The following is a 23,509-nucleotide window of genomic DNA, read 5'->3' on the forward strand; positions in this document are numbered from 1 at the left end:
GTGAGGATTGCTCTCCGTGTCGTCCGCTCCGTACCGCCCTCCGCCCGATGCGCTGACTCTGGGCGCGCTCGTGCTGGCCGTCGCCGCCGTCTCGTCGTCCGCCCCACTGGTCGCGTTCGCCGCCGCGCCGGCCCTCGCCGTCGCCTGCTGGCGAAACCTGCTGTCGGTGGCCGTGCTCGGTCCGGTCTCGCTGGCCCGGCGGCGGGCCGAGTTCCGGGCGCTGACCGTGGGCGCCGGCCGGCGCGAGGGGCTCTACTGCGTACTCTCCGGGGTGGCGCTGGCCGCCCACTTCGCCACCTGGATGCCGAGCGCGCAGCTCACCACGGTCGCCGCCGCCACCGCGCTGGGGGCCACCCAGCCGGTGTGGCAGGGGCTGATCGCCCGCTGGCAGGGCCGCCGGCTGCCGTGGGCGGTGTGGGCCGGGATCGCCGTGGCGGTGCTCGGCGCGGTGCTGGCCACCGGCGCCGACTTCGCCGTCTCCGGCCGGGCCTTCGCCGGTGACCTGCTCGCCCTGACCGGCGGCATGTTCGCCGCGGTCTACACCGCCTTCGGCGAGCGCGCCCGGGCCACCATCAGCAACACCACCTACACCACCATCTGCTACGGGGTCTGTTCGGCCGTCCTGCTGGTGGTCTGCCTGCTCGGCGGGGTACGCCTGCACGGCTACCCGGCGGGCACCTGGCTGGCGATCCTCGGCCTGGTGGCCGGCGCCCAACTGCTCGGTCACTCGATGTTCAACTACGCCCTGCACCGGGTCTCCGCCACCACGGTCAGCGTGCTGATCCTGCTGGAGGCGCCCGGCGCGGCCCTGATCGCCTGGGCCTGGCTGGGCCAACTGCCCCGCCCGCTCGCCCTGCCGGGGCTCGCGCTGCTGCTGGCCGGCGTGGCCGTGGTCGTGCTCGGCGGCGCCCGCGCCGGCCGCCGCGCCGAGCCGGTTCCGGTCCCCGCCGACGCCGCCCCGCTCACCGACTGACCCCGGCCGCCCGGGACACGGCGGCCACACTTTCCCGGGGAGTGTGGCGATTCCGCCTCCCGAGCCGCCGCTTTCGATGAAAGTGCGGAGGGTGGGGGCGCAGACGGAGCGGCAGGGTGACGAGCCCGATCGGGGCACTCTCGTCACCCCCTCGGCCGAGTTCCCGCCGTTGGACCCCGAGGAGCAGGCGGCATTGGGCCGGATCGGGGAGCGCTGGCGCACCCCTCGGCACGCCGACGAACTGCCCGTCGACCCGACCCTGGGCCGTAACCGGCCCGGTCCGGCGCCGAGCCGGTTCGGGCGGCTGGCCCCGATCAGCATGTTCACCGTCGAGGAACCGGACGAGCTGTGCGCCACCGGGCCGGCCCACGAGCCGGGCTCCCGGACCGGGCGGGTGCTCACCCGGCTGCGCCGGACGCTCTTCGGCCCGCCGCTGTCCAGCTCCGCCGTGCTGTACGAGCGGATGCGGAAGCTGGTCGCGCTGCCGATCCTCTCCTCCGACCTGCTCAGCTCGGTGGCGTACGGGCCGGAGGCGATGCTGGTCGTCCTGGTGCTCGCCGGCAGCGGCGCGCTCGGGCTCTCCCTTCCGCTGGCCGCGGCGCTGGTGGTGCTCATGATCGCGGTGGGGCTGTCGTACCGGCAGACCATCCCCGCTTACCCGCACGGCGCCGGGTCGTACATCGTGGCCGGTGACAACCTCGGGACGACGGCGGGACTCACCGCCGCGGCCGGGCTGATGCTCGACTACGTGCTCACCGTGTCGGTGTCGATCGCGGCGGGGGTGAGCGCGATCACCTCGGCGATGCCCGGGCTCACCCCGTTCACCGTGCCGCTCGGGGTGCTGGTGATCGCCGTGCTGCTCGCCGGGAACCTGCGCGGGGTACGTACCGCCGGAAACATCTTCGTGCTGCCCACGTACGCCTTCGTGGCCGCGGTCCTGGCGGTGCTGGTGGTCGGCTACGCGCGCGCGGCGGCCCGGGGTTTCGCGCCGGTGCCGCCGCCGCCCGTGCCGGCGGCGGAGGGGCTGGGCCTGCTGCTGGTGCTGCGGGCGTTCTCCTCGGGGGCGGTGTCGATGACCGGCATCGAGGCGGTGTCGAACGCGATCCCGGCGTTCCGGCCCAGGGAGTGGCGCAACGCCCGCACCACGCTCGGCTGGATGGTCACCATGCTGGTGGTGCTCTTCGCCGGGCTGATCGGCCTGATCCACCTGAACGGCCTGGTGCCCCGGCCGGACCAGACGATCCTGTCCCAGCTCGGCCGGCTCACCTTTCCCACCGGGCCCTGGTACGCGTTCCTTCAGGCCGCCACCGCGCTGATCCTGTTGCTGGCGGCGAACACCGCGTTCAACGACTTTCCCCGGCTGCTCTTCTTCATGGCCCGCAACGGCCACGCCCCCCGGCGGTTCCTGCACCTGGGGGACCGGCTGTCGTTCAACAACGGCCTGGTCGCGCTCGCCGTCGCCGCGGCGCTCATCTTCGTCGCCTTCCGCGGGCACACCGCGTCGCTGATCCCGCTCTACGCCGTCGGCGTGTTCCTCGCCTTCACGCTGTCGCAGGCCGGCATGGTCGTGCACTGGCGCCGGCACCGGGACCGGGGCTGGCGACGCCGACTGGTGCTCAACGCGGTCGGCGCCACCCTCTCCGGGCTGGTGCTGGTGACCGCCGCGATCGGCAAGTTCGCCCAGGGTGCCTGGCTGGTGGTGATCGCGGTACCCACCCTGGTGCTGCTCAGCCGCGGGATCCACCGCCACTACGCCCGGCTGGACGACAACCTGACGCTGCACCCACCGCCGTCCCCCGGGCCCACGTCAGGTAACGCGCCGCGGGGACCCGGCGGGTCGGCCGAGGGCGAGCGGCTGCCCCAGGAGGTACGCCATCTCGTGGTGGTGCCGGTGGCCCGGCTGAACCGGGCGTCGCTGCGCGCTATGGCGTACGCGGCGTCGCTGGGCCAGCCGACGCTGGCCGTGCACATCGCCCCCGAGGACGCCGAGGCGGACCGGTTCCGTGACCAGTGGCGGGCCTGGGGCGACCACCTGCGGCTGGAGACGATCGTGTCGCCGTACCGGGCGGTGATCGGGCCGCTCGCGCACTACCTGGAGGCGCTGCACGCCACCCGGCCGGAGCTGACCCTGACCGTGATCGTGCCGGAGGTGGTGCTTCGCCACCGCTGGCACCGGCTGCTGCACAGCCGCGCCGAGCTACGGCTGCGCGCCGCCCTGCGGGCCCTGCCCGGCGTGGTGGTCACCAGCGTCCCGGTTCACGTCGCCGAGTAGGGCTCACACGTCCTGGACCTCGAGCACCTGACCGGTGGGGGCGGCGTCGCCCAGCTCGGCGCGGAGCGCGGCCCGTTCCGGGTCGGCCAGGAACCCGTCGTAGCCGGCCCGGGCGGCGAACCGGATCACGTGCACCTCGGTCCGCCCGTCCCCGTTCCGCAGCCGCCGTTCCAGCCGTCCGCCGTGCCGCCCGAGCAGGGCGAGCACCGCGTCCTCGTACCGCCGGCCGGCCTCGGCGTCGGTGCCCAGGTCGACCAGGGCGACCACCCGGAGCACGCCCGCCGGGTCGTCGGCCAGCGGTTTCCAGAACTGGTGGTCGACGTGTCCGCCCGGGATGCCGTCCCGGATCCCGGTGTCGGTGTAGCCGTGCCTTCGGTAGAACGCCGGCGCCTGGAACGAGAACGACGCCACCGAGATCTCGGTGCAGCCCCGCCGGCGGGCCTCCGCCTCGGCGGCCCGCAGCATGCGTCCGCCCCAGCCGCGGTGCCGCTGGTCGGCGCGTACCCACATGGTGTTGATCCCGGCCCGGCCGCCCCAGGTCCAGCCGGTCAGCCCGCCGATCAACTCGCCGTCCGCGCCGGTGACCCGGATCGAGATGTCGGCCTCGTCGTCGGCGCCGGTGGCCGCGTTGTTGTACGCGGTGAGTTCCCGTTCGACCCGGGCGGCCAGATCGTCGTCCGTGCCACCGACATGCAGGGTTGCCTCGTCCTCGGTCATGCGGCGCAGTATCCCCGCGGACCGGGCCGGCGCGACAGCGGAAAACGCCTCAGCCGTCGAGGCCGACGGCCTGCGCGCTGGCGGTCCAGAGCCGGGCGGCGAGCGCCGGGTCGGCCGCCTTCGGCAGCGGCCGCCGGGGCCGCTGGTCGTGGTAGTAGCCGCCGTCGACCAGCCGGGACGGGTCCTGATTGGCCAGCCAGACCAGGGTCTCCGCGCCCCGCTCGGGGCTGCGGAACGGCAGCAGCCGCATGCCGAGGGCGACCAGCGGGCTCTCGTTGCCGAACCGGGTGCGCACCACGCCCGGGTGGAACGAGTACGCCGGCACGTCCGGCCAGCGCCGGGCCGCCTCGGCGGCGAAGAGGATGTTCGCCTGCTTGCTGGTGCCGTACGCGCGCATCGGCCGGTAGCGGCGCAGCACCACGTTCAGGTCGTCCGGGTCGAGCACGCCGCTGCGGTGGGCGCCGGAAGCGGTCACCACCATCCGCCCGATCCGATCCCGCAGCAGGTTGCTGAGCAGGAACGGGGCGAGGTGGTTGGCCTGCACGGTCAGTTCGAAGCCGTCGACGGTGGTGACCGGCTGGAGCACGATCGCGCCGGCGTTGTTGGCGAGCACGTCGATCCGGTCGTACGCCGCACGCAGCTTGTCCGCGAGTCGGCGTACGTCGTCCAGCACGGCGAAGTCGGCGCGGAACAGTTCGGGCGGCTCGCCGCAGCACTCGCGTACCCGGTCGCCGGCGGCCCGGAGCCGGGCCGGGTCCCGGCCGACCAGCACGACCTGGTCACCGCGGCGGGCCAGGTCCACCGCCGCGGCCAGTCCGATGCCCGAGCTGGCGCCCGTCACCACCACGGTCCGACGCTCAGTGAGATCTTCCACAGGTTCATTCACCCCGGTCACGGCACGAGGTTACCGTGGCGTCACTACGCCCTTTGGGATCGTTAAGTTCGCGGATTTTCGTCTGGTCGCGTCGGCGTGCCCGCAGACGCTGGAAGGAGCGCATCCATGGCCGCTGTCGGTCGCCCTCGTCGGTCCTGCCTCGCCGTGCCGGGTTCCAGCGTCAAGATGCTCGGCAAGGCCCAGGGCCTCCCGGCGGACCAGGTCTTCCTCGACCTGGAGGACGCGGTCGCTCCGCTGGCCAAGCCGGACGCCCGGAAGAACATCGTCGCCGCGCTGAACGAGGGCGACTGGGCGGGCAAGACCCGGGTGGTCCGGGTCAACGACCTGACCACGCCGTGGACCTACCGGGACGTCATCGAGGTCGTCGAGGGCGCCGGCGCCAACCTGGACTGCATCATGCTGCCGAAGGTGCAGGACGCCGCCCAGGTGCAGTGGCTTGACCTGACGCTCACCCAGATCGAGAAGACCCTCGGCCTGGAGGTCGGCCGGATCGGCATCGAGGCGCAGATCGAGAACGCCGCCGGCCTGGTCAACGTGGACGCGATCGCGGCCGCCTCGCCCCGGGTCGAGACCATCATCTTCGGCCCGGCCGACTTCATGGCCTCGATCAACATGAAGTCGCTGGTGGTCGGCGCGCTGATCCCGGACTACCCGGGCGACCCCTACCACTACATCCTGATGCGGATCCTGATGGCCGCAAGGATGCACGACAAGCAGGCGATCGACGGCCCGTTCCTGCAGATCCGGGACGTGGACGCGTTCCGCGAGGTGGCCCGGCGCTCGGCGGCGCTGGGCTTCGACGGCAAGTGGGTGCTGCATCCGGGGCAGATCGACGCGGCCAATGAGGTCTACTCGCCGGCCCAGGCCGACTACGACCACGCCGAAATGATCCTCGACGCGTACGACTGGTACACGTCGGAGGCGGGCGGCAAGCTCGGCGCGGTGATGCTCGGCGACGAGATGATCGACGAGGCGTCCCGGAAGATGGCGCTGGTGGTCGCCGCCAAGGGCCGCGCTGCCGGGATGACGCGCACCTCGTCCTTCACCCCGCCCACGGACTGACCGCCGGCCGCCGGTGCCGCCCCGGGGAGCCGGGGCGGCACCGCGGGTCAGAAGGTGGGTGTGCTGCCGCCGGTGTCCGAGCCGATGGCGATGATGATGATCACGACATAGACCGCGATCAGCAGCACCATCAGCACGGTGAGGATCCAGCCGATGATGATGGCGGCCTTCGCCATGCCCTCGCCCTGCTCACCGGTCTCCCGGATCTGCTTGCGGGCCACGTGTCCCATGATCGCGCCGATCGGGGCGGTGATGCAGGAGGTGAAGCCCACCAGCGAGAGCACCAGCGCCACGATGGCCAGGGTGTTGGTCTTGCTCGACGGTTGGCCGTACGCGGGGTGGGGCGGCGGCGGGTAGCCGGCCGCCGCGTACGGGTCGCCTCCGGCGGGCGGGTAGCCGGGCGCGGCGTACGGGCCCCCGGCGGGCGGGTAGCCGGGCGCCGCGTACGGGTCGGCCGGGGTCGGCTGGCTCGGGATCGGGTTGCCCATCGGCAGCGTCGGGTCGGCCGGTGGGCTCGACTGCTGACCCGCCGCCGACGGGTCGTGCCAGCCACCGGACGGTGGGGGATAGCTCATCAGAATCATCTCCGTAGACGTGGTGTCGTCAGGGTAGTCAGCGGGCCGCCGCGCCGAGGACCCCCTTTCCGGGTGCCAGCGTTGCCCGCAACGTCCACAGCGGGCAGGATCTCGGCATGGCACTTGACGCGCGCGGCGGTCGGTCGCGACGGGACGTGAGCCGGCCAGGGCTGGTGCGGCGCAACCGCGGCGGTGGCCCGGCCGGGTCCGCCGACCAGGACCAGCCGGCGCCGCTCGCCGAGCCGGCAACCATGCGCCTGGACGGCCGGGTCGCCCTGGTCACCGGGGCCGGCAGCCCGGACGGCATCGGGTACGCGACCGCGCACCGCCTCGCCGACCTCGGCGCCCGGGTGGCGATCGTCTCCACCACCCGGCGGATCCACGAGCGCGCCGGCGAGCTGGGTGTGACCGGGTTCGTCGCCGACCTCACGGACGAGTCCGAGGTGGGCGCGCTGGCCGACGCGGTCGCCGAGCAGCTCGGCGACGTCGAGGTGCTGGTCAACAACGCGGGCCTGGCCAGCCGGGCCAGCCCGGAGGTGCTGCGGCCGGTGGCCCAGCTCAGCTACGACGAGTGGCGCGGCGAGATCGACCGCAACCTGAGTACCGCGTTCCTGTGCAGCCGCGCGTTCATCGGCGGGATGGCCGAGCGGGGCTGGGGGCGGATCGTCAACCTCGCCGCCACCGCCGGCCCGGTCAACGCGCTGCCCACCGAGGCCGGATACGCGGCGGCGAAGGCGGGCGTGGTGGGGCTGACCCGGGCGCTGGCGATGGAGATGATCGCCGACGGGGTGACGGTGAACGCCGTCGCGCCCGGCATCATCCACACCGCGGCGTCCACCATGGCCGAGATCAAGCAGGGGCTGGGCACCCCGGTCGGGCGCCCCGGCACGCCGGACGAGGTGGCCGCGGCGATCGCCTTCCTCTGCTCGCCGGCCGCCTCGTACATCACCGGGCAGATGCTGGTGGTCGACGGCGGCAACAGTGTCCGGGAGGCGCAGTTCCGCTGACCGTCAGCGGTAGCTGCCGTTGTCGGAGTTGGCCCAGATGGCCAGGCCGATCCAGCCGCAGCAGACGAGCAGCCCGAGCGCGGTGAAGATGTAGCTGAGGATCAGCCCCCAGGTGGCGAGCTGGTCGCCCTCCTCACCGGTCTGCCGGATCTGCCGCTTGGCTAGGTGACCGAGGACGATCCCGGCCGGTGCGAAGACGAAGGCGAAGACCAGCGACAGGATGGCGAGCACGTTGGGCCCGCCGCCGCGCGGTCGAGGCCCCTGCCCGGGCGGCCCGTACTGGCCGTACGGGGGCTGCGGGGCGTACGGCGGCTGCTGGCCCCACGGTGGCTGCTGCGGGTGCCCGTACGGCTGGCCGTAGGCCGGCGGCTCGTACGGCGACGGCGGCTGGTCCGGCTCACCGGGTGGTTGGCTCACGCCCGCTCGCCCCCTCCGTCGCAGGTCAACGACCCCTCTCTCTTGCGGACGCTACCCGCAGCGGTGAACCTTTTCACAGTGGTTGTGTGGACTGGTCATCTTGGCTCCGCCGGTCGCGGGACCGATACTGACCGAGCGTTCAGTTACCCACGAGTAATGCGCCGATCCCCGGAGGCTGAGATGGCTCGACTCGCCCAGACGCCCGGCCTGACCGACGTGCAGCGGTCGATCCTGGAGACCGTCCGGGAGTTCGCCGACAAGGAGATCATCCCGCACGCCCAGCGGCTGGAGCACGCCGACGAGTACCCCACCGACATCCTCGACGGGATGCGCGAGATGGGCCTCTTCGGCCTCACCATCGCCGAGGAGTACGGCGGCCTGGGCGAGTCCCTGCTGACCTACGCCCTGGTGGTCGAGGAACTGTCCCGGGGCTGGATGTCGATCTCCGGCATCGTCAACACCCACTTCATCGTGGCGTACCTGATCTCGCAGCACGGCTCGGCGGAGCAGCAGGCCCGGCTGCTGCCCCGGATGGCCACCGGCGAGGTGCGCGGCGCCTTCTCCATGTCCGAGCCGGAGTGCGGCTCGGACGTCTCGGCGATCAAGTCGAAGGCGGTCCGCGACGGCGACCACTTCATCCTCAACGGCCAGAAGATGTGGCTGACCAACGGGGCGTACTCGTCGGTGGTGGCCACCCTGGTCAAGACCGACACCGGGGCCGACTCGGTGTACGGCAACATGAGCACCTTCCTGCTGGAGAAGGAGCCCGGATTCGGCGAGACGGCGCCGGGCCTGACCATTCCCGGCAAGATCGACAAGATGGGCTACAAGGGCGTCGAGACCACCGAGATGGTGCTCGACGACGTCAGCGTCCCCGCCTCCGCCGTGCTCGGCGGCGAGACGAAGGTCGGCCGGGGCTTCTACCAGATGATGGACGGCATCGAGGTGGGCCGGGTCAACGTGGCCGCCCGCGCCTGCGGCATCTCCATCCGCGCCTTCGAATTGGCCGTCGCGTACGCCCAGCAGCGCCGCACCTTCGGCCAGCCGCTGGCCCGGCACCAGGCCATCGCCTTCAAGCTCGCCGAGATGGGTACGAAGATCGAGGCAGCCCACGCCCTCATGGTCAACGCCGCCCGGCTCAAGGACGCCGGCCAGCGCAACGACGTCGAGGCCGGCATGGCCAAGCTGCTCGCCTCGGAATACTGCGCCGAGGTCGTCCAGGAGGCGTTCCGCATCCACGGCGGCTACGGCTACTCCAAGGAGTACGAGATCGAGCGGCTGATGCGGGAGGCCCCGTTCCTGCTCATCGGCGAGGGCACCTCGGAGATCCAGAAGACCATCATCTCCCGGGGCCTGCTCAAGGAGTACAGGCTCTGACCGGCGCCCCGGTCACCCGCCGGCCGGCTCCACGGCCGGCTCCGGTGCGGTGACCGGCAACCCCACCGCCAACATCTCCGGCCGGGTCCGGAAGTGCTCGATCGCGGCGACCAGCCGCTCCTCGGGCACCGCCGTGTCCCGGCCACCCACCACCGGCGCCGGCTCCAGCGAGACCCACCTCGCCGGCCGCAGCCGCACCCCGTCCACCCTGCCGTCCTGCTTGTGCGGGATGACCCGGTCGATGTTCGTCCATCCGTACGTCCGGCGGCCGTGCCGGATGCCGCTCGCGGTGAGCGCCAGCCGCCCGGTGAACCGGACCTCCTCGTGGACCGTCCGCCCGATCCAGGCGGCGACGCCGACCGCGAGCAGCGGCCGCAGGGGCACGCCCCACCACGACTCCTCGGGGAGCGTGCCGATCAGTCCCACCCCGAGCGCCGCCGTCGCAATCGTCTCGGTCACCAGGTCGGCCCAGCCGGCGAGGGACCGCCGCGCCACCAGGCCGGGCTCCACCGAGCGCCGGCCCGCCACCCGTGATCGCCACACCAGGCGGCCGTCGCGCCGGGGCCACCACCGCTGCGTCAACCACCGTGCACCCAGGAGCAGCCAGACGAAACAGCTGAGGTCGAAGTCGTCGCGGGGCGGCACCCGGAGCAGCCCGGCCGCGACCGGCACCGCCACCGCCGCTGCGGCGCCGAGGGCGAGCAGCCGGCGTGTCCAGAGGCCGTCGCCGGGCGAGGGCAGCCGGCCCCGCAGGGGGAGGGGCACCAGCGCAGGGTACGGACCCTCCGCCACCCTGAGCAGCACCCGCCCGTGCGCCGCGACCAGCCGGGACGCAGGCGGTCGCTCTGCCGGACAGCGGTGGTGAGTGGGGTCAGCCGTTGGCACCGGGCAGCCGTACCGCCAGGTGCTCGCGGGCCCGGGCGACCAGGGCGGCCGGGTCGTCGGCGTAGAGGCGGATCTCGTGCACCGGCCCGCTCGGGCCCTTCGGCAGCCGGACCGAGAGCGGCTCGCGTAGCACGACGTCGACGCTGGTCTGGCTGCCGACGCCGATGTTCAGGATCGTCCCCGCATCCGACTGCTCGAGCTGGACGGCGCGGCTGGACGGCAGCGACCGGTAGCGGTGCTCGACCCGGGCCACGGCCGACCAGGGCACCACGAAGTCGACCGAGATGCCGTTGCGGAGCCGCAGCCCCGCCGGGCCGACGACGTGCGGATGGATCCGCAGGCTGGCGAAGAGACCGAACATCCAGAGCAGTCCCCAGATGCCGAGCACGAGCGCGGTGTGCCGGACCGACGGCCACGGGACGGTGTGCCGGAGGATCAGGTCGAAGATCGGGATCTCGATCGCGGAGAGCACGATGAAGGCGACGAGGATCGGCTGCACCACGCCGACGTAGCTGAACGCCGCCGCCCCGGCCTCCAGCGCGGGGGGCCGCCGGAGCAGCCAGCGGGCGAGGCTGAGCCACATCCCCACCTCGTACGCGAGCACGCGACGCACTAACGCGACCGAAGGACTCTGCTTCCGCACGGCTCACCCGCCCTTCACTTCTTTTTGCATTGCAGTTGCAACGTAATCGGTTGACCGGCGGCGTGTCAATGCAGTCGCACTGTGAAAGCATGGGGGAATGCCGAAGCGGGTTGATCACGGGGAGCGGCGGAAGCTGATCGCCGACGCGCTGATGCGGGTGGCCGCGGAACGCGGGCTGGAGGCGGTCAGCCTGCGCCACGTGGCGGCGGAGGCCGGCGTCTCCTCCGGGATGGTGCAGCACTACTTCCGCACCAAGGACGAGATGATGACCTTCGCCCTGTCGGTGGTGCGTGACCGCAGCGAAGCCCGGGTGACCCGAGCCGTCGCCGCACTGGGGGACGAGCCGTCCCCGCGTACGCTGCTCCGGACCATGCTGGCCGAGCTGCTGCCGCTCGACGAGGCGCGCCGGGCGGACGGCCGGGTGGCGCTGGCGTTCCTGGCCTACACCGCGGTACGCCCCGCCGTCGCCGCCGGGCTGCATCAGGATTCGGCCGAGCTGCTGGCCTTCATCGCCGGGCAGATCCGCACCGCGCAGGCCGCCGGCGCGACGCACGTCGACCCGGACCGGGCCGCGGTGGCGCTGCTCGCCGTCATGGAAGGGCTGGGCGTCTACCTGCTCGGCGGGCACTACCCGCCGGAGACGGCGCTCGCCGCGCTGGACGCCCAGTTGGACCTGCTTTTCGGCCCCGAGCCTGCGGCACAGCGTGGCCGTGCGGCGCCGCCCCGGCGCTCGCCGGCGCCCTGACCTGGCTGGTCAGCCGAGCCGGGTCAGCCCCGCCACGGCCCGCTCCACGATGAGGCAGCGGTCCTCGACGTAGTCGATCCCGGCCTCCTCGGCGATCCGCCGCGCCTCCGCCGATACGATCCCGAGCTGCAACCAGACCGCCGGCGTGCCGACCGCCACCGCCTGCCGGACCACGTCGACCGCGTCCGCCGCGGGACGGAACACGTCGACCAGGTCGACCGGGTGCGGGATGTCGGCCAGCGATGGGTACGCCTTCTCGCCGAAGAGTTCGTCCACCGTCGGGTTCACCGGGATGATCCGCCAGCCGTACTGCTGCATCTCGGCCGGTACCTGGTGTGCGGCCTTGTGCGGGTCGCGAGAGGCGCCCACGACGGCGATCACGGCGGAGTCGGCGAGGATCTGCTGGGCTGAGCGCACCACGCGAGCCTAACCCTGTCGTTCCGTGGTCGCCGGCTTGTCGGAGTCGTAGTCGACTCTTGCCCGCGTGGGTGGCCGGATACATCTAGAGCAGCGTCAACTGCTCCGCCGGGGGCGGTGGTGGCTCGGGCGACCGGCGGTTGTCGCCCCGCTCGCCCCGGTGCAGCCCGTGCCGGCGGGACGCGATCCGGACCCGCGCGGTCAGCTCCCGCTGATACGCCTGCGGCGCGTACGCGCCCGCCCGGTAGAGCTGGCGGTAGCGGGGGACCAGATGGGGGAACTCCCGAGCCAGCCAGTGCGCGTACCACTCCCGGGCACCGGGGCGCAGGTGCAGGGCGAGCGGCGTCACGCTGGTCGCCCCGGCCGCGGCGATCGCCGACACGGTCGCCTCGATCGACTCGTCGTCGTCGCTGAGCCCCGGCAGGATCGGCGCCATCAGCACCCCCACCTCGAACCCGGCGTCGGTGAGCTGCCGGACCGCGTCCAGCCGGCGGCGGGGGCTGGGCGTGCCCGGCTCGACCGCGCGCCACAGCGCCTCGTCGACGAAGCCCACCGAGTAGGAGAGCCCGACCCGGGTGACCTCGGCGGCCTGGCGGAGCAGCGGCAGGTCCCGCAGGATCAGGGTGCCCTTGGTCAGGATGGAGAACGGGTTCGCGAAGTCGCGCAGCGCCTCAATGATCGGCGGCATCAGCCGATAGCGCCCCTCGGCCCGCTGGTAGCAGTCCACGTTGGTGCCCATCGCGACGTGCGCGCCGCGCCAGCGCGGGGCGGCCAGTTCGCGCCGGACCAGCTCGCCGGCGTTGACCTTGACGATCACCTTCCGGTCGAAGTCCGCCCCGGCGTCGAGGTCTAGGTAGGTGTGGGTGTTACGGGCGAAGCAGTTGTGGCTGACCACGCCGTTGGCAATGAAGTCGCCGGTGCCCGTGGTGATGTCCCACAGCGGCAGCTCCAGCCCGAGGTCCTCGATACTCACCACCCGCAGCGCCGCCTGGCACTTGAGCGCCGCCCCCTCGATGGAACGCTTGCGGGTGATGGCCGGGTCGGTCAGGTGGAAGAAGCGCAGCCGGGCGGTGAGACCGCCGGTCAGTCGGATCTGCCGCACCCGGTTCGGCAGGCCCGGATCCTCGAGCACCCAGGTGAACCCGAAGTGGTTCAGGGCGGCCCCGGTCGCCGCGAGGATCCGGTCGTCGCCGTTGCTGATCCGGAAGATGCCCCTGCTGCAACTGCCCTCGGCGTCGAAGATGCCGGCGAGAAAGCCCAGCCGCCAGTCGTCACCGGGAGCGTCCGGCCACCGGATCAGCTCCGTGATGGCCTCGACGTCGCGCCGCTTCGACGTCCGGATGGCGGTTATCGCCCGCCGGGTTGCACTGGCAGGGGCGAAGGAGAAGCGATTGGTCTCGACGCCCGCGTCGGTCAGGAATCGCTGCGTGCGGTCCAGCGCCTCGCCGTCGACGAGGGCCAACCGGAATTGGTGCACCGTCCCATAGGCGTACGAGTGGGCACCGAGGTGGGCGCCACCCCGCACCACTCCGCAGAGGTAGCCCCGGCGGTAGTCGGCCGAGGGCTTCGGCGGGGTCGCGAAGCGGCCGGTGCCGATCAGGCGGTTGTTGGTGGTCAGGTAGGGACGTTGCCCAGCACCGTTCATCGCGCCCGTCACGTACTTCCAGCCCCGGTCGGACAGGAAGCGATGGTCCCCGCTGGCGACCAGCGTGGTGCCGTCCGCCAGCGTGATCCGGTGGGCCCGCTTCACCGTCGACCACTTGTCAAGGACGGTGGTGACCACGTATCGCCGGTAGGCGCCCCGCCGCTCGGTGCCGTAGATCCGGTCGCCCGGCTCCAGTTCGCTGATCGGCCTTGTGCGGCCGTCCGCCATCAGGATCGGAGTGTCGCCAGCCATGCAGTAGACACACGCATGACTGCATCCCCGGTATGGGTTGATCGTCCACTCGAACGGCACGCGGGACGCGCCGGGCACCCGGTTGATGATCGACTTTGCCTGCACCTCGTAGAAGGTCATCCCGGCGAAGCCGGGGGTGTCGAAGGTGCGGGCAACCGCGCCGGGCAGCGCCAGCGGCAGGGGTGGAGTCGCTGGCGCTGCCCGACCAGGGACCTCCTCGTCCGGGGGAGCGGAAAGGTTGTCCCAGCGCACAGCCACTACTCGAACACGTGTACGAGGAGAGCGCAAGTGACTCGCCGGACACCGGGGCCCGAACCCGAGGCGGCGGGTGCAGGATGGAAGGCATGGAGACGTCGACCTTCGTCTACGACGGCGACTGCGCGTTCTGCACCCGCTGCGCGGAGTTCATCGAGCGCCGGATACCGACCCGCGCGCGGGTGCTGCCGTGGCAGTTCGCCGACCTCGCCGCGCTCGGGCTGACCGAGGCGGAGTGCGAGGAGGCGGTCCAGTGGGTCGGCGCCGACGGCGTACGCGCCGCGGGGCCGGACGCCATCGCCCGGCTGCTCGGGGAGAGCGGCCCGCTGTGGCGGATCGCCGGGGCCGGCCTGCGGTTCCCCCCGGTCCGGGCCGCCGCCTGGCCGGCGTACCGCTGGGTGGCCCGCAACCGCCACCGGTTGCCCGGCGGCACCGCGGCCTGCGCCGTGCCGTCCGCCAACCGGCCCTGACCGCGTCGCCGAGCCTCCCGCCGACCACCGCTCGTGCGCCCGCCGCCGGGCCGACCCGCCCGCCGGCTCCGGGCCGGCCGGTCAGCTCGGCAGACCGGTGCAGGCGGCACCGTCGATGGTGCACGTCCTGGGGGTGGCGCTGATCGCCGCGCCGCTCACCCGGAACGTCACCCGGACCGAGCCGCGGCCGGGCACCGTCGCGGTGCTCCCGTCCGGGGTGAACGTCCACGCCGCGCCGTCCCGGCTGGCCCGGGCCCCGGTGACGGAGCCGACCTCGAGCGACTCCCGGGGCAGCACGATGACGAGTTGCCAGTCCGGCGCCCCGGCCGTACCCGGGTTGGTGATCGTCACCGCGGCGCCGTAGCTGAGCAGAGCGTTGTCCTCGACGGCGAAGTCGGCGCGCAGCGCGGCCGGTGCGGGTGGCGGCGTGGTGGGCGCCGACGGTGCGCCGGCCGGCGGCGGGGCGGCCGGCGGCGCGGCGGTCGGTGCGGTGGTCGCGGAGTGCGTGGACGCCCGGGGTGTGGCGCTGGCCGACTCGGGTTGCCGGCCCGGCGTCCCGGTGGCCAGCGCCTCGGGCACCACCAGGTCCGGTGGCGGCTCGACGGCCACCGGGGTCAGCCGATCCGGCGTACGCAGCACCGTGACGGCCGCGTACGCCGTCGCCAGCAGCACCCCCAGTGCGGCGACGCCGGCCACCTGGGCGAGCCGCGACCCGTTCCCCCGGCCGGCGAGGGCGCGTCGCGCGGCCCGGGCTGTGGCGACGATCCCGTCCAACAGAATGATCGCCGTGGTCCGCCGTGGCTGGGACGGTGGTGCCGGCACTGGACCTTTCCCCCTTCAGATCGTCCGACGGACCGGCGTCCGCGCCCTCCGGTCCCGGCGGGTCAGAGCGCGCGGAGCCCGGCGAGAATCGCCTCAAGCAGTTCCATGGACGGTCGCCCGGACAGCGTCGGCGGCTCGTGCATCTCGATCAGCCCGGTCCCCAACAGATCACCGAGCAGCACCCGGACGGTACCCAACGGCAGGTCCAGTGCGGCAGCCACCTCCGCCACCGACAGTGGACGCTGGCACCGCTCGAGGATCCGGGCCTGCTCGGGAAACAGTTGCACGGCGGCGGGAACCGCCGGTCGGGCCACCACCAGGGAGATGACGTCGAGCTGGCCGTGGTCGGACGTGGTCCGCCCGCGCGTCATCGTGTACGGGCGAGCCACCGGTCCGGCCTCGTCGTCGTACCACGCCTCGTCATGGTCCCCAGTGGTCCGCACCGCTGTCCCCGCCTGTCGCCACCCGGGCCGGCTCAAGGTAGACCGGCAGGTCCCGCTCGGCCTGCGCCGCGAAGAGCGCCACCTCGTACGCCATGTCGCCGACATCGGCGTCACCGCCCATCCGGACGGTGAGGATGGCCCCGCCGCGGGTGGTGGCGATGAACACGAACGCGCGGGACATCTGCATGACGACCTGCCGCAGCGTGCCGGTGGCGCACACCCGGGTGACGGCCTGGCCCAACGCGTACAGGCCGCTGACCACGCTGGAGAGCTGCTCGGCCACCTCGTCCGACACGGCACGGGACCGGGCGAGCAGCAGCCCGTCGGGGGAGAGGACGACGGCGAACTCGGCGCCGGGCACCCGGTCGACCAGGCCGTCCAGGGCGACTGTCAGGCTGTCCATGGTGACCACTGGAGGTGTCATCTCGTCCTCTCGCTGCGTTCCCCGAACGGGATCCCGGCGGTGTCGGGGCCGGTGGCACCGGGTGCGGGCCGGCTCGCCCCGGGGCGGCGGACCCGCGTCGGCAGCCCGCCGCCGTCGGCGCCCTCCGGCGAGGTCCGTGGGTGCGGGAGGCCGCCCGCCGCCCGGTGCCCTGTCCCGGCAAGCCTGCCATCCTCGGGCCCGGCCCCGGTGACCAGCCCGACCGGAAGCACTACGACGGCCGCGGTCCCGCCGCGGGGGCCGGGACGGAGCGAGACCCGGGCGCCGCAGCGGGCGGCGAGCAGGGCGGCGACGTACAGCCCGGCCCGTCCGGTGGGCGGGCCGTCCGGTGGCGGCTGGGCCAGCAGTTCGTTCGCGTCGGCCAGCCCGGCGGCGGTGAGGCCGGGCCCGTCGTCGACGATCACCACGGAGCAGCCCTGCGGGCCGGGCTCACCGGCGACCCGTACGGTGGCGTGCTCCGGCGAGCAGGCCAGCCCGTTCTCGATCAGCTCGGCCAGCAGGTGGACGACGTCCGTGACGGCGGCCCCGGCGAGCGACCACGGCCAGTGCGGTGCGACCAGGACCCGGTGGTAGTCCGGCACCTCGGCGACCGCCCCGCGTACCACGTCGAGCAGCGGCACCGGTCGTCGCCAGCGGCGGGCCGGGGTCGCGCCGGCGAGGGTGACCACCTTCTCCACGTTGCGCCTGATCCGGGTGGCGAGATGGTCGAGCCGGAACAGATCGGCGGTCTCCTCCGCCGCGCGCTCGCGCCGTTCCATCGTGTCGAGCAGGTCGAGCTGGTCGCGCAGCAGGGCCTGGTTGCGCTGGGTGAGCCGCAGGAGCAGTTCCCGGGTGGCCGCTTCAGGCCCCGGGGCGCGCCGGTTGGCGGCACCCGGTCCCGGCCCGCCGTACTGGCCGGCCGGGCGGGCGTCGGGGGGCCCGGCGGCGACCGGCGGCAGCTGGATGGTCGGGGCGTCGGCGAGGCGGAGCCCGCCCGGCCGGTCGTCCAGCCCCGTGATGAGCCGGCGTACCGTGCCGGGCCAGCCGAGAAGTACCACGAGCACCGCGACGAGCCCGAGCCCCACCACCGCGCCGGTCCGCGCGACCACCAGTGCCGCGCCCGGCGCGGCCCGCTCGGCGCTGCTGTGCGCGGTGGCGATCACCAGCTCGCGTAGACCGCTCAGCGCCGGGTCGACCGCGGCCCGCCAGCTCTGCGCGCTGATCCCGGTCGTGGCGCCGGCCTCCGCCGTCCGCAGCAGCCGGTCCTCGAGTGCGAGCAGACCGGCGAACCGGGGGCCCTCCACCAGCCGTCGGTGCTGGTCCCGCCCGGTGGCCGGCAGCTGCGCGGCGGCCGTCGTGCGGGCGTACCGCTGGGTGGCCACCAGCTCGGCCAGGTGGTGCCGCTCGTCGGCGCTGAGCCGACCGCCGGTCAGGGCGGCGGTGAGCAGGGTGTCCTCCCGGGCGAGCAGTTCCCGGGCGCGGGCCAGCGCGATCACCGCCCGGGTCTCGTCGGCCAGCGCGCCCTCGCGCCCGCCCCACTCCGGGCCGTACACGGCGAAGGCGGCATCTACCAGCTGGTCGTAGCCGGCGACCGCGCCGACCCGGTCGAGCCGCCCGGCGTCCACCTCGGACCGGAGCGCGGCCAGCCCGGCCATCCGGTGGACGAGCTCGCCGGCCCGGCCCTGGACCGCGTCAGCGGTGAGCAGCCGCAGGTCGTGGCCTTCGGTGAACGCGTGCACCGGGGCGGCGGCGCGGTCGGTCCGATCGCGCGCCCCGGCCAGATCGGCGCGGGCCCGGCCGGCCCCGGCCAGCGCCTCGGCGGTGAGCCGGCGCTCGGCCTGCAGGTTGAGGATCAGCAGGTCGGTGGGCTGGCCGAGGGTTTCCGCCAGGACCCGGACCCGGACCAGCTCGGCCGCGTCCCGGCCGGTCAGGAACGCCGCGTACGCCCAGAGGGTCAGCAGCACCGCCGCCAGCGCGGCGAGCTTGAGCCGGATCCGCCTGTCACCGGGCTGCCGGGCGCCCTGCTCCGTCCGGTCCACCGGGTGGCTCACCGGGCGGACCGTTCCGGCCATGGCTGCCGGCCGGCGGTGCTCGACCGGTCCGCGACGACGGTGCGTAGCAGCGCAAGCAGCTCCGCCCGGTTGGCGCAGTTCAGCCGGGTCCGCATCCGCGCCACGTGGTGCTCCACCGTCTTGGCGGAGATGAAGAGCCGGTCGCCGATCTCCCGGTAGGTCAGGCCGGCCAGCACCAGCTCGGCCACCTCGTGCTCCCGGTCGCTGAGCCGGTGCTGCGCGGGGCCGGTGACAGCGTCGGCGACCGCGGCCCGGCCGTCGCCCGATGCGGGCGGCTGGCCGCCCCGGGGCGTGGTGGGCCGGCCCTGGAGCACCCGGGCGCACTCCAGCAGGCTGGTCATCGCCCGCCGGTCGGAGGTGCGGATCGCGGCCTGCCCGGCGAGGCGGGCGGCGTCCCAGCACAGTCCGGCGTCGTACAGCCCGCGGGCGGCGGCCTCCACCCGCACCGGGTCGACCACGCCACGGAGCACCTCGACCCAGCTCGCGGCGGCGGCGGCGACCACCGCGGCGTACCGGCTGTGGTCGGCTGCGGCGAGCAGAGCGGCGACGTGCTCGTCGGCGACCACCGGCTCCTCGGTCAGGATCGCGGCGTGCAGCCCGGTCCAGTGCAGCGGGGCGCTCCACAGTGCCGGGCCGCCGAGCCGGTCCAGCAGCGACCACGCCTCCCGCAGGTACGGCTCCAGCCGGGCCAGGTCGCCCAACCGGGCGCCCACGACTGCGAGTTCGCCGAGCGGCAGCAGCGTGAACAGGTCGACGGGGTGTCGGACCACCGCCTCCAGCGCGGGTACCCAGCCCTGGTGGAGCGCCCCGAGGTCGCTGTTGCGCCGGGCGATGCCCAGCCGGAGCGCGCTGGCCAGGAGCAGGTCGCGGGACTCCAGCGGGCGCTGGTCGGCGGCCACCGCCGCGAGGCACTCGGCCGCGGCGGCCGTGTGGCCCCGGACCATCAGGATCCAGGCCTGCAACAGCCGGTGGCGGCGGGCCATGAGCGGGCCCCCGATGCCGGTCGCGACGGCCCGGTCCAGCACTCCTTCGGCGATGTCCAGCTCGGCGCAGTGGATCGCGGTCAGCGCGGCGAGCGCGGCCGGACTGTCCGGCAGAAGCACCGCCCGCCCGTCCGGTTCCAGCAGCGCGGCGGCCTGCACGAGAGTGGACAGGGCGGTGGTCGGCGGGCCGGTGAGGCTCTCCCGTACCCCCTCGGCCATCAGCCGGGCGGCGCTGGCGTGCAGGGTGGGCGGTCCGCCGGCCCGGTCGTCGCCGGGTCCGTCCCCGGCGGCGGTCGGGCGGCCGACGGCCAGCGCGCCGACGGCGGCGAACGCGGCGGCCGAGGGGCTGCCCGACCACCGGTACAGCTCGACGCTGCGGCTCACCTGGCCGCGGTGGGCGAGCGCCGTCGCGGCCACCGTCGCCGCCGCCACCCGCTCTTCCGGAGCGGCCGTCGCGAGCAGCCGGTCCGCCAGCCGCAGGGCGGCGTCCAGGTCGCCGGCGAGCGCCGCGGCGAGCGCCTGCTGGGCGCCGGCCGGCAGCCCCGCCGCCGTGGCCGCCGCGAACAGCTCGGCCGCGAGTGTGGGCTCCCCGCTGAGCGCCTCCTCGGCCGCGGCCCGCAGCGCCGGGGCCGGGCAGTCGCCGAGTACGCCGGCCGCGCGCAGCGACAGGACCAGCGGGAGCACCGCGGCACCGCGGCCGAGCTGCAGTTCGGTGAGCCGGCGCCAGACCGCGGTGCGTTCGGTGGCCGGGCTGAGCGCGATGACGGCTCGCCGTACGAGCGGCGAGAGTCGGCCGTCGGCGCCGAGCAGGCCGGCGGCCCGGGTGGCGGTGACCAGCTCGTCCACCGCCTCGGGCGGCCGATCGAGCAGCACGCCGAGCAGGTCCACCGGGAGCGGTACGCCGGCGGCGAGGGCCAGCAGCAGTCGCCGGATGTCGGGCGGCAGCTCCTCCAGGTCCGGCCCGAACTGGAGGACGGCCGGCCGGGGCGGCTCGGCCGAGACGGTGACCGGTTCCTCCTGCCCGCGCAGCCCGCGGACCAGCCGCTCGACGTCGCGCGGGACGCCGCCGGTCTGCGCGTGCACGAAGGCGACCAGATCGCTCCGCCGGCCCAGTTCGGGCACGCCGGCGAGGTACGCGCCGGTCTGCTCGGGGGTGAACGGGGTGAGCGCGACCTGCTGCCCGTCCCGCTTCACCGCGTCGGCCAGGTCGGCGAGCGCCGCCGACCGGGGCCACGGGCGGTAGCCGACCAGCAGCCGGTGCCGGCGGGCGTCCACCAGTCGGCGCAGCGTCTCCAGCCGCGCGTCGTCGAGCAGGTGCGCGTCGTCGACCAGCAGCACCGCCTCGGGGTCGACCTGGCCGGCCGGGCTCGGGACGCCCTCCAGCACGGTGACCCCGGCTCGCTGGTGGGCCCGCGCCAGCTCGGTGAGCAGGGCGGTCTTGCCGTGGCCGCCGGGACCGGTCACGCCGACGGCGAGCGGCGTACCCAGGTCCGCCGCGACCGCCCCGAGCAGGGCCGTCGAACTCTTGCCCAGCACGAGCCGGGCCTCCGCCACGCTACTCATGATCATGGTCATCCTTCGCGTCCCCGGCCCCGGGCCAGCGCCAGGCGGGACGGCTTCGGCAGGTTCAGCGGGGCGATCCGGATCGGCGGGCGGGGTGGTGGCTCGCCGTGGGGGGCATGATGCGGCTCGCTGTGCCGCGCCGGGACGCCCGCCGTCCCGGCGCCGCTGACCGGCGTGGACGGGGGCGCCGGCACCGGCCGGCGGCGCGGGGACACCACCTGGCAGGCGGCGAGGGCCGCCCCGGTGGCGGCGGTCAGCTGGGGATCCGGCTCCACCTCGACGGGGACCGGAAAGGCCGCGGCGAGCAGCTCGCGGACCAGCGGGATCCGGGCGGAGCCACCGGCGAGGAGGACCCCGTCGAGCTGCGCGGGGGTCAGGCCGGCGGAGTGTACGGTCCGCACCAGCAGGTCGACGGTCGCCCGCACCGCCGGTCGGATCAGGTCCTCGAACTGCGTCCGGGTCACCGGCACCCGGACCGGTCCCGTCGGCAGGGCCAGCATGACGTCGGTCGCCGTACCGACGGTCAGCTCCCGCTTGACCCGGTCGCACTCGCGTAGCAGCCCGTGCGGCGTCGGGTGGGTCTCCCGGCGGGCCGTGCCCGTGAAATCCCGGCCGAGCACGGCACGGACGTGCTCGGCGAGCGCCTCGTCGAAGTCGGTGCCGCCGAGGGGGTCCAGGCCCTGGGGAAGGCCGAACGCCTCGTAGGTGCCCTGCGGGTTGCGGCGGACCAGCGCCGCCTCGAAGGTGCTGCCGCCCAGCGCGTAGACCGCGGCGGTGGTGCCCGGGAAGCCGCGTGCCGCGTGGTTCTCGGCGACCGTGACCGGGTGCGGGAGCAGCGTCACGTTGCGCAGGTCGAGGTGCCACAGCGCCCGGCGCAGCAGGTCGCGCCGGTGCGAGCCCCACCCGGCGGGGTGGCTGAGCACGACCGCCTCGGCGAACCCGCCCTCCCGGGCCGCGACCCGCTCCACCACCCACGCCGCCAGCTCCGCGATCAGGTTCTCCGGCGGGCACGGCTCGCCGCCGAGCAGCAGGGGCACGTCGTCGCCGATCCGGCGGACGAAGTCCCGGGTGGTGCGGGCGGGGTCGTCGACGGCGGGCTGGCCGACTGTGAGCGACCCGTCCGGCGACAGGTGCAGCACCGACGGTACGACGGGTTCCCCGGCGTCCAGCGCGACCACCTCAGGTCGGGCCCAGGTCTCATTCCGCCGTCGGGCGACTGCCGCGACTGTGCTGGTGCTTCCGATGTCCATCCCGAGGACGTACGGCATGTGTTTCTTCCTCCACCGTGAGTGGCCCTGGCGACGGTGTCGGTAACCGTGGCGACCCACCCCCGGCGAGCCCCGTGGGCTCCTACTTTCGTACCAGAGATCGCTTCCGTCCCGGTACCCTAACTCTGGCCGGCCCGGCTCCCCCTCTCCCCCTAACGAACGAGGGGGGGAAGGCCCTAATCCGCTCCCGGCCGGTTTCGGGTCGCTCCCCGATGACCACAGCGGCCCCCGCTCATAGCGTCACTGTGGAAGCACGACGGTGCTGACGCTACGTTCGAGGAGAACTCCCCCATGGATTCGCAACAGAGCCTGCACGTCAACTCGCAGCAGTCGGTGGACTCGTCCCAGACGCTGCACGACTTCGTGCTCAACCTGCTCACCGACCCGGACGCCCGGTCGGCCTTCGACCTCGACCCGGAGGGTGCGCTGCAGGCCGCGGGGCTCACCGACGTCACCGCCGCCGACGTGCAGGACGTGGTGCCGCTGGTGGTCGACTACGCCGCCCCCGGGGCGGGCCTCGCGCCGCTGGCGCCGGTGGCCGGGCAGCTCGGGCTCGACCCGCTGGCGAGCGACGCCACCGACGTGGTCGGCCAGCTCGCGGCCGCGCCGCAGCAGATCAGCGTCAACAGCACGTACGCCGGGGTGGACGTCTCGGCGGGTGCGCTGGGCGCCATCGCGGTCGACCCGGCCGGCCTGTACGCCGGGGCGGCCGTGCTGCCGGGGATCGGGCTGGGCGTCGGGCCGGGCGGCCTCGCGACCGACCTGACCGGGGCGCACGACGTCGCGCACACCCTCGACTCCGACGTGGTGGGCGCGGTGGACACCGCCGTCGACCCGGTCGTCGGGGACCTCGCCGGTACGGCGGGCGACCCGCTCGGCACCGCCACGGGCACCGGTGTGCTGCCCGGCGACGGCGCGCTCGGCGGTGACCTGGGCGTCCTCTCCGGCGCGCACGCCCAGGTCAACGGCGTGGTCGGTTCGCTCGGCGTCGACCACACCCTGGGCGGGCTCGGCCTCGGTGACGGCGCGGGCGGGGTCGTCCCGCCGGTCCACGTGCCGGCCACCGTGGACGGCGTCACGCAGCAGGTGAACGGCACGCTGTCCGGCGTCACCGGCACGGTCAACGGGGTTTCCGGCACGGTCGGCGGCCTCACCGCCGGGGTGACCGGTGACTCCGGGGCTCACGGCAGCGCCACCGTCCACGGCGACGTGCACGCCTCCTCCGACGGCGGTCTGCTGGGCGGTCTGCTCTGACGGAGGGCCCCCGAACAGGAGCGGAAGGCCGGCTCGCCGGCCTTCCGCTCCTGTGTTGGTTCGGGCCCCTCTTGAT

Annotated in this window: 22 protein-coding genes; 8 read left to right on the plus strand and 14 right to left on the minus strand. The window is 74.2% G+C overall.

Annotated elements, in window-relative coordinates:
- Positions 1 to 7: 7 nt before the first annotated feature.
- Together ACGF4F_RS07915 and ACGF4F_RS07920 are read left to right on the plus strand one after the other, a co-directional pair.
- Positions 8 to 973 carry a DMT family transporter gene (locus tag ACGF4F_RS07915; RefSeq protein ID WP_393075826.1) on the plus strand — a complete coding sequence of 322 codons (966 nt, stop codon included), beginning with the start codon at positions 8 to 10 and terminating at the stop codon, positions 971 to 973.
- 91 nt (positions 974 to 1,064) lie between these two features.
- On the plus strand, positions 1,065 to 3,245 hold the full coding sequence (locus ACGF4F_RS07920) for an APC family permease (protein ID WP_357437281.1): 2,181 nt from the start codon (positions 1,065 to 1,067) through the stop codon (positions 3,243 to 3,245).
- A 3-nt stretch (positions 3,246 to 3,248) separates the two neighbouring features.
- Here ACGF4F_RS07920 and ACGF4F_RS07925 read toward each other — a convergent pair whose 3' ends face one another.
- Both ACGF4F_RS07925 and ACGF4F_RS07930 read right to left on the minus strand, forming a co-directional pair.
- Positions 3,249 to 3,962, minus strand: coding sequence for a GNAT family N-acetyltransferase (locus ACGF4F_RS07925; RefSeq protein WP_357437283.1), 714 nt, complete (start codon positions 3,960 to 3,962; stop codon positions 3,249 to 3,251).
- Positions 3,963 to 4,011: 49 nt separating this feature from the next.
- Positions 4,012 to 4,836, minus strand: coding sequence for an SDR family NAD(P)-dependent oxidoreductase (locus ACGF4F_RS07930; RefSeq protein WP_357437879.1), 825 nt, complete (start codon positions 4,834 to 4,836; stop codon positions 4,012 to 4,014).
- Between the two features lie 126 nt (positions 4,837 to 4,962).
- Between ACGF4F_RS07930 and ACGF4F_RS07935 the strand changes: the two genes are divergently transcribed.
- On the plus strand, positions 4,963 to 5,919 hold the full coding sequence (locus ACGF4F_RS07935; RefSeq protein WP_387422926.1) for an HpcH/HpaI aldolase/citrate lyase family protein: 957 nt from the start codon (positions 4,963 to 4,965) through the stop codon (positions 5,917 to 5,919).
- A 47-nt stretch (positions 5,920 to 5,966) separates the two neighbouring features.
- On the opposite strand, the gene ACGF4F_RS07940 is transcribed toward ACGF4F_RS07935, so the two are convergent.
- Positions 5,967 to 6,494, minus strand: coding sequence for a DUF4190 domain-containing protein (locus ACGF4F_RS07940; RefSeq protein WP_357437288.1), 528 nt, complete (start codon positions 6,492 to 6,494; stop codon positions 5,967 to 5,969).
- Between the two features lie 116 nt (positions 6,495 to 6,610).
- Between ACGF4F_RS07940 and ACGF4F_RS07945 the strand changes: the two genes are divergently transcribed.
- Positions 6,611 to 7,501 carry an SDR family NAD(P)-dependent oxidoreductase gene (locus ACGF4F_RS07945; RefSeq protein ID WP_357437291.1) on the plus strand — a complete coding sequence of 297 codons (891 nt, stop codon included), beginning with the start codon at positions 6,611 to 6,613 and terminating at the stop codon, positions 7,499 to 7,501.
- 3 nt (positions 7,502 to 7,504) lie between these two features.
- On the opposite strand, the gene ACGF4F_RS07950 is transcribed toward ACGF4F_RS07945, so the two are convergent.
- Positions 7,505 to 7,918, minus strand: coding sequence for a DUF4190 domain-containing protein (locus ACGF4F_RS07950; protein ID WP_357437294.1), 414 nt, complete (start codon positions 7,916 to 7,918; stop codon positions 7,505 to 7,507).
- A gap of 180 nt (positions 7,919 to 8,098) precedes the next feature.
- Between ACGF4F_RS07950 and ACGF4F_RS07955 the strand changes: the two genes are divergently transcribed.
- Complete coding sequence (locus ACGF4F_RS07955; protein WP_393075833.1) at positions 8,099 to 9,295, plus strand: acyl-CoA dehydrogenase family protein; 1,197 nt, start codon at positions 8,099 to 8,101, stop codon at positions 9,293 to 9,295.
- Between the two features lie 12 nt (positions 9,296 to 9,307).
- On the opposite strand, the gene ACGF4F_RS07960 is transcribed toward ACGF4F_RS07955, so the two are convergent.
- Both ACGF4F_RS07960 and ACGF4F_RS07965 read right to left on the minus strand, forming a co-directional pair.
- Positions 9,308 to 10,060: a hypothetical protein gene (locus ACGF4F_RS07960; protein ID WP_357437298.1), complete on the minus strand. Its 753-nt coding sequence runs from the start codon at positions 10,058 to 10,060 to the stop codon at positions 9,308 to 9,310.
- Between the two features lie 106 nt (positions 10,061 to 10,166).
- Positions 10,167 to 10,793, minus strand: a complete 627-nt coding sequence (locus tag ACGF4F_RS07965) for a hypothetical protein (protein ID WP_357437300.1) — start codon at positions 10,791 to 10,793, stop codon at positions 10,167 to 10,169.
- Positions 10,794 to 10,920: 127 nt separating this feature from the next.
- Here ACGF4F_RS07965 and ACGF4F_RS07970 point away from each other — a divergent pair, with 127 nt between their 5' ends.
- The gene (locus ACGF4F_RS07970; RefSeq protein ID WP_357437303.1) at positions 10,921 to 11,568 is read left to right on the plus strand and encodes a TetR family transcriptional regulator C-terminal domain-containing protein; all 648 of its coding nucleotides are present in this window, start codon (positions 10,921 to 10,923) and stop codon (positions 11,566 to 11,568) included.
- A 9-nt stretch (positions 11,569 to 11,577) separates the two neighbouring features.
- On the opposite strand, the gene ACGF4F_RS07975 is transcribed toward ACGF4F_RS07970, so the two are convergent.
- Positions 11,578 to 11,985: a CoA-binding protein gene (locus tag ACGF4F_RS07975; protein ID WP_393075837.1), complete on the minus strand. Its 408-nt coding sequence runs from the start codon at positions 11,983 to 11,985 to the stop codon at positions 11,578 to 11,580.
- An 85-nt stretch (positions 11,986 to 12,070) separates the two neighbouring features.
- Entirely contained in the window at positions 12,071 to 14,140 is a 2,070-nt protein-coding gene (locus ACGF4F_RS07980) for an intein-containing Rv2578c family radical SAM protein (protein ID WP_393075840.1), read from the minus strand.
- A gap of 86 nt (positions 14,141 to 14,226) precedes the next feature.
- Between ACGF4F_RS07980 and ACGF4F_RS07985 the strand changes: the two genes are divergently transcribed.
- Complete coding sequence (locus ACGF4F_RS07985; protein ID WP_073840033.1) at positions 14,227 to 14,607, plus strand: thiol-disulfide oxidoreductase DCC family protein; 381 nt, start codon at positions 14,227 to 14,229, stop codon at positions 14,605 to 14,607.
- An 81-nt stretch (positions 14,608 to 14,688) separates the two neighbouring features.
- On the opposite strand, the gene ACGF4F_RS07990 is transcribed toward ACGF4F_RS07985, so the two are convergent.
- The 6 genes from ACGF4F_RS07990 to ACGF4F_RS08015 all read right to left on the minus strand — a co-directional run bounded on the left by ACGF4F_RS07990 (position 14,689) and on the right by ACGF4F_RS08015 (position 22,179).
- Entirely contained in the window at positions 14,689 to 15,429 is a 741-nt protein-coding gene (locus tag ACGF4F_RS07990) for a cellulose binding domain-containing protein (RefSeq protein WP_357437310.1), read from the minus strand.
- 62 nt (positions 15,430 to 15,491) lie between these two features.
- On the minus strand, positions 15,492 to 15,872 hold the full coding sequence (locus ACGF4F_RS07995) for a DUF742 domain-containing protein (RefSeq protein WP_357437313.1): 381 nt from the start codon (positions 15,870 to 15,872) through the stop codon (positions 15,492 to 15,494).
- Positions 15,850 to 16,275 (minus strand): roadblock/LC7 domain-containing protein, encoded by a 426-nt coding sequence (locus ACGF4F_RS08000; RefSeq protein WP_357437315.1) that lies wholly within the window; start codon positions 16,273 to 16,275, stop codon positions 15,850 to 15,852. The genes ACGF4F_RS07995 and ACGF4F_RS08000 overlap by 23 nt, the downstream gene beginning before the upstream one ends.
- A gap of 17 nt (positions 16,276 to 16,292) precedes the next feature.
- Complete coding sequence (locus ACGF4F_RS08005) at positions 16,293 to 18,344, minus strand: ATP-binding protein (RefSeq protein WP_357437317.1); 2,052 nt, start codon at positions 18,342 to 18,344, stop codon at positions 16,293 to 16,295.
- Positions 18,341 to 20,911 carry a LuxR C-terminal-related transcriptional regulator gene (locus ACGF4F_RS08010; RefSeq protein ID WP_357437319.1) on the minus strand — a complete coding sequence of 857 codons (2,571 nt, stop codon included), beginning with the start codon at positions 20,909 to 20,911 and terminating at the stop codon, positions 18,341 to 18,343. Before ACGF4F_RS08010 ends, ACGF4F_RS08005 begins: the two co-directional genes overlap by 4 nt.
- 8 nt (positions 20,912 to 20,919) lie before the next feature.
- Positions 20,920 to 22,179 (minus strand): Hsp70 family protein, encoded by a 1,260-nt coding sequence (locus ACGF4F_RS08015; protein WP_357437322.1) that lies wholly within the window; start codon positions 22,177 to 22,179, stop codon positions 20,920 to 20,922.
- A gap of 291 nt (positions 22,180 to 22,470) precedes the next feature.
- Between ACGF4F_RS08015 and ACGF4F_RS08020 the strand changes: the two genes are divergently transcribed.
- On the plus strand, positions 22,471 to 23,433 hold the full coding sequence (locus ACGF4F_RS08020; protein WP_357437324.1) for an IniB N-terminal domain-containing protein: 963 nt from the start codon (positions 22,471 to 22,473) through the stop codon (positions 23,431 to 23,433).
- Positions 23,434 to 23,509 lie beyond the last annotated feature (76 nt).

Source organism: Micromonospora sp. NPDC047740, from assembly GCF_043204735.1.
Classification (GTDB): Bacteria; Actinomycetota; Actinomycetes; order Mycobacteriales; family Micromonosporaceae; genus Micromonospora.

What these genes read in the sequence shown, in the direction of transcription:
- ACGF4F_RS07925 (WP_357437283.1), bottom strand. Translation starts at nt 3,962, where the DNA reads ATGACCGAGGACGAGGCAACCCTGCATGTCGGTGGCACGGACGACGAT.
- ACGF4F_RS07935 (WP_387422926.1), top strand. Translation starts at nt 4,963, where the DNA reads ATGGCCGCTGTCGGTCGCCCTCGTCGGTCCTGCCTCGCCGTGCCGGGT.
- ACGF4F_RS07940 (WP_357437288.1), bottom strand. Translation starts at nt 6,494, where the DNA reads ATGAGCTATCCCCCACCGTCCGGTGGCTGGCACGACCCGTCGGCGGCG.
- ACGF4F_RS07945 (WP_357437291.1), top strand. Translation starts at nt 6,611, where the DNA reads ATGGCACTTGACGCGCGCGGCGGTCGGTCGCGACGGGACGTGAGCCGG.
- ACGF4F_RS07955 (WP_393075833.1), top strand. Translation starts at nt 8,099, where the DNA reads ATGGCTCGACTCGCCCAGACGCCCGGCCTGACCGACGTGCAGCGGTCG.
- ACGF4F_RS07970 (WP_357437303.1), top strand. Translation starts at nt 10,921, where the DNA reads ATGCCGAAGCGGGTTGATCACGGGGAGCGGCGGAAGCTGATCGCCGAC.
- ACGF4F_RS07985 (WP_073840033.1), top strand. Translation starts at nt 14,227, where the DNA reads ATGGAGACGTCGACCTTCGTCTACGACGGCGACTGCGCGTTCTGCACC.
- ACGF4F_RS08000 (WP_357437315.1), bottom strand. Translation starts at nt 16,275, where the DNA reads ATGGACAGCCTGACAGTCGCCCTGGACGGCCTGGTCGACCGGGTGCCC.
- ACGF4F_RS08010 (WP_357437319.1), bottom strand. Translation starts at nt 20,911, where the DNA reads ATGAGTAGCGTGGCGGAGGCCCGGCTCGTGCTGGGCAAGAGTTCGACG.
- ACGF4F_RS08015 (WP_357437322.1), bottom strand. Translation starts at nt 22,179, where the DNA reads ATGCCGTACGTCCTCGGGATGGACATCGGAAGCACCAGCACAGTCGCG.
- ACGF4F_RS08020 (WP_357437324.1), top strand. Translation starts at nt 22,471, where the DNA reads ATGGATTCGCAACAGAGCCTGCACGTCAACTCGCAGCAGTCGGTGGAC.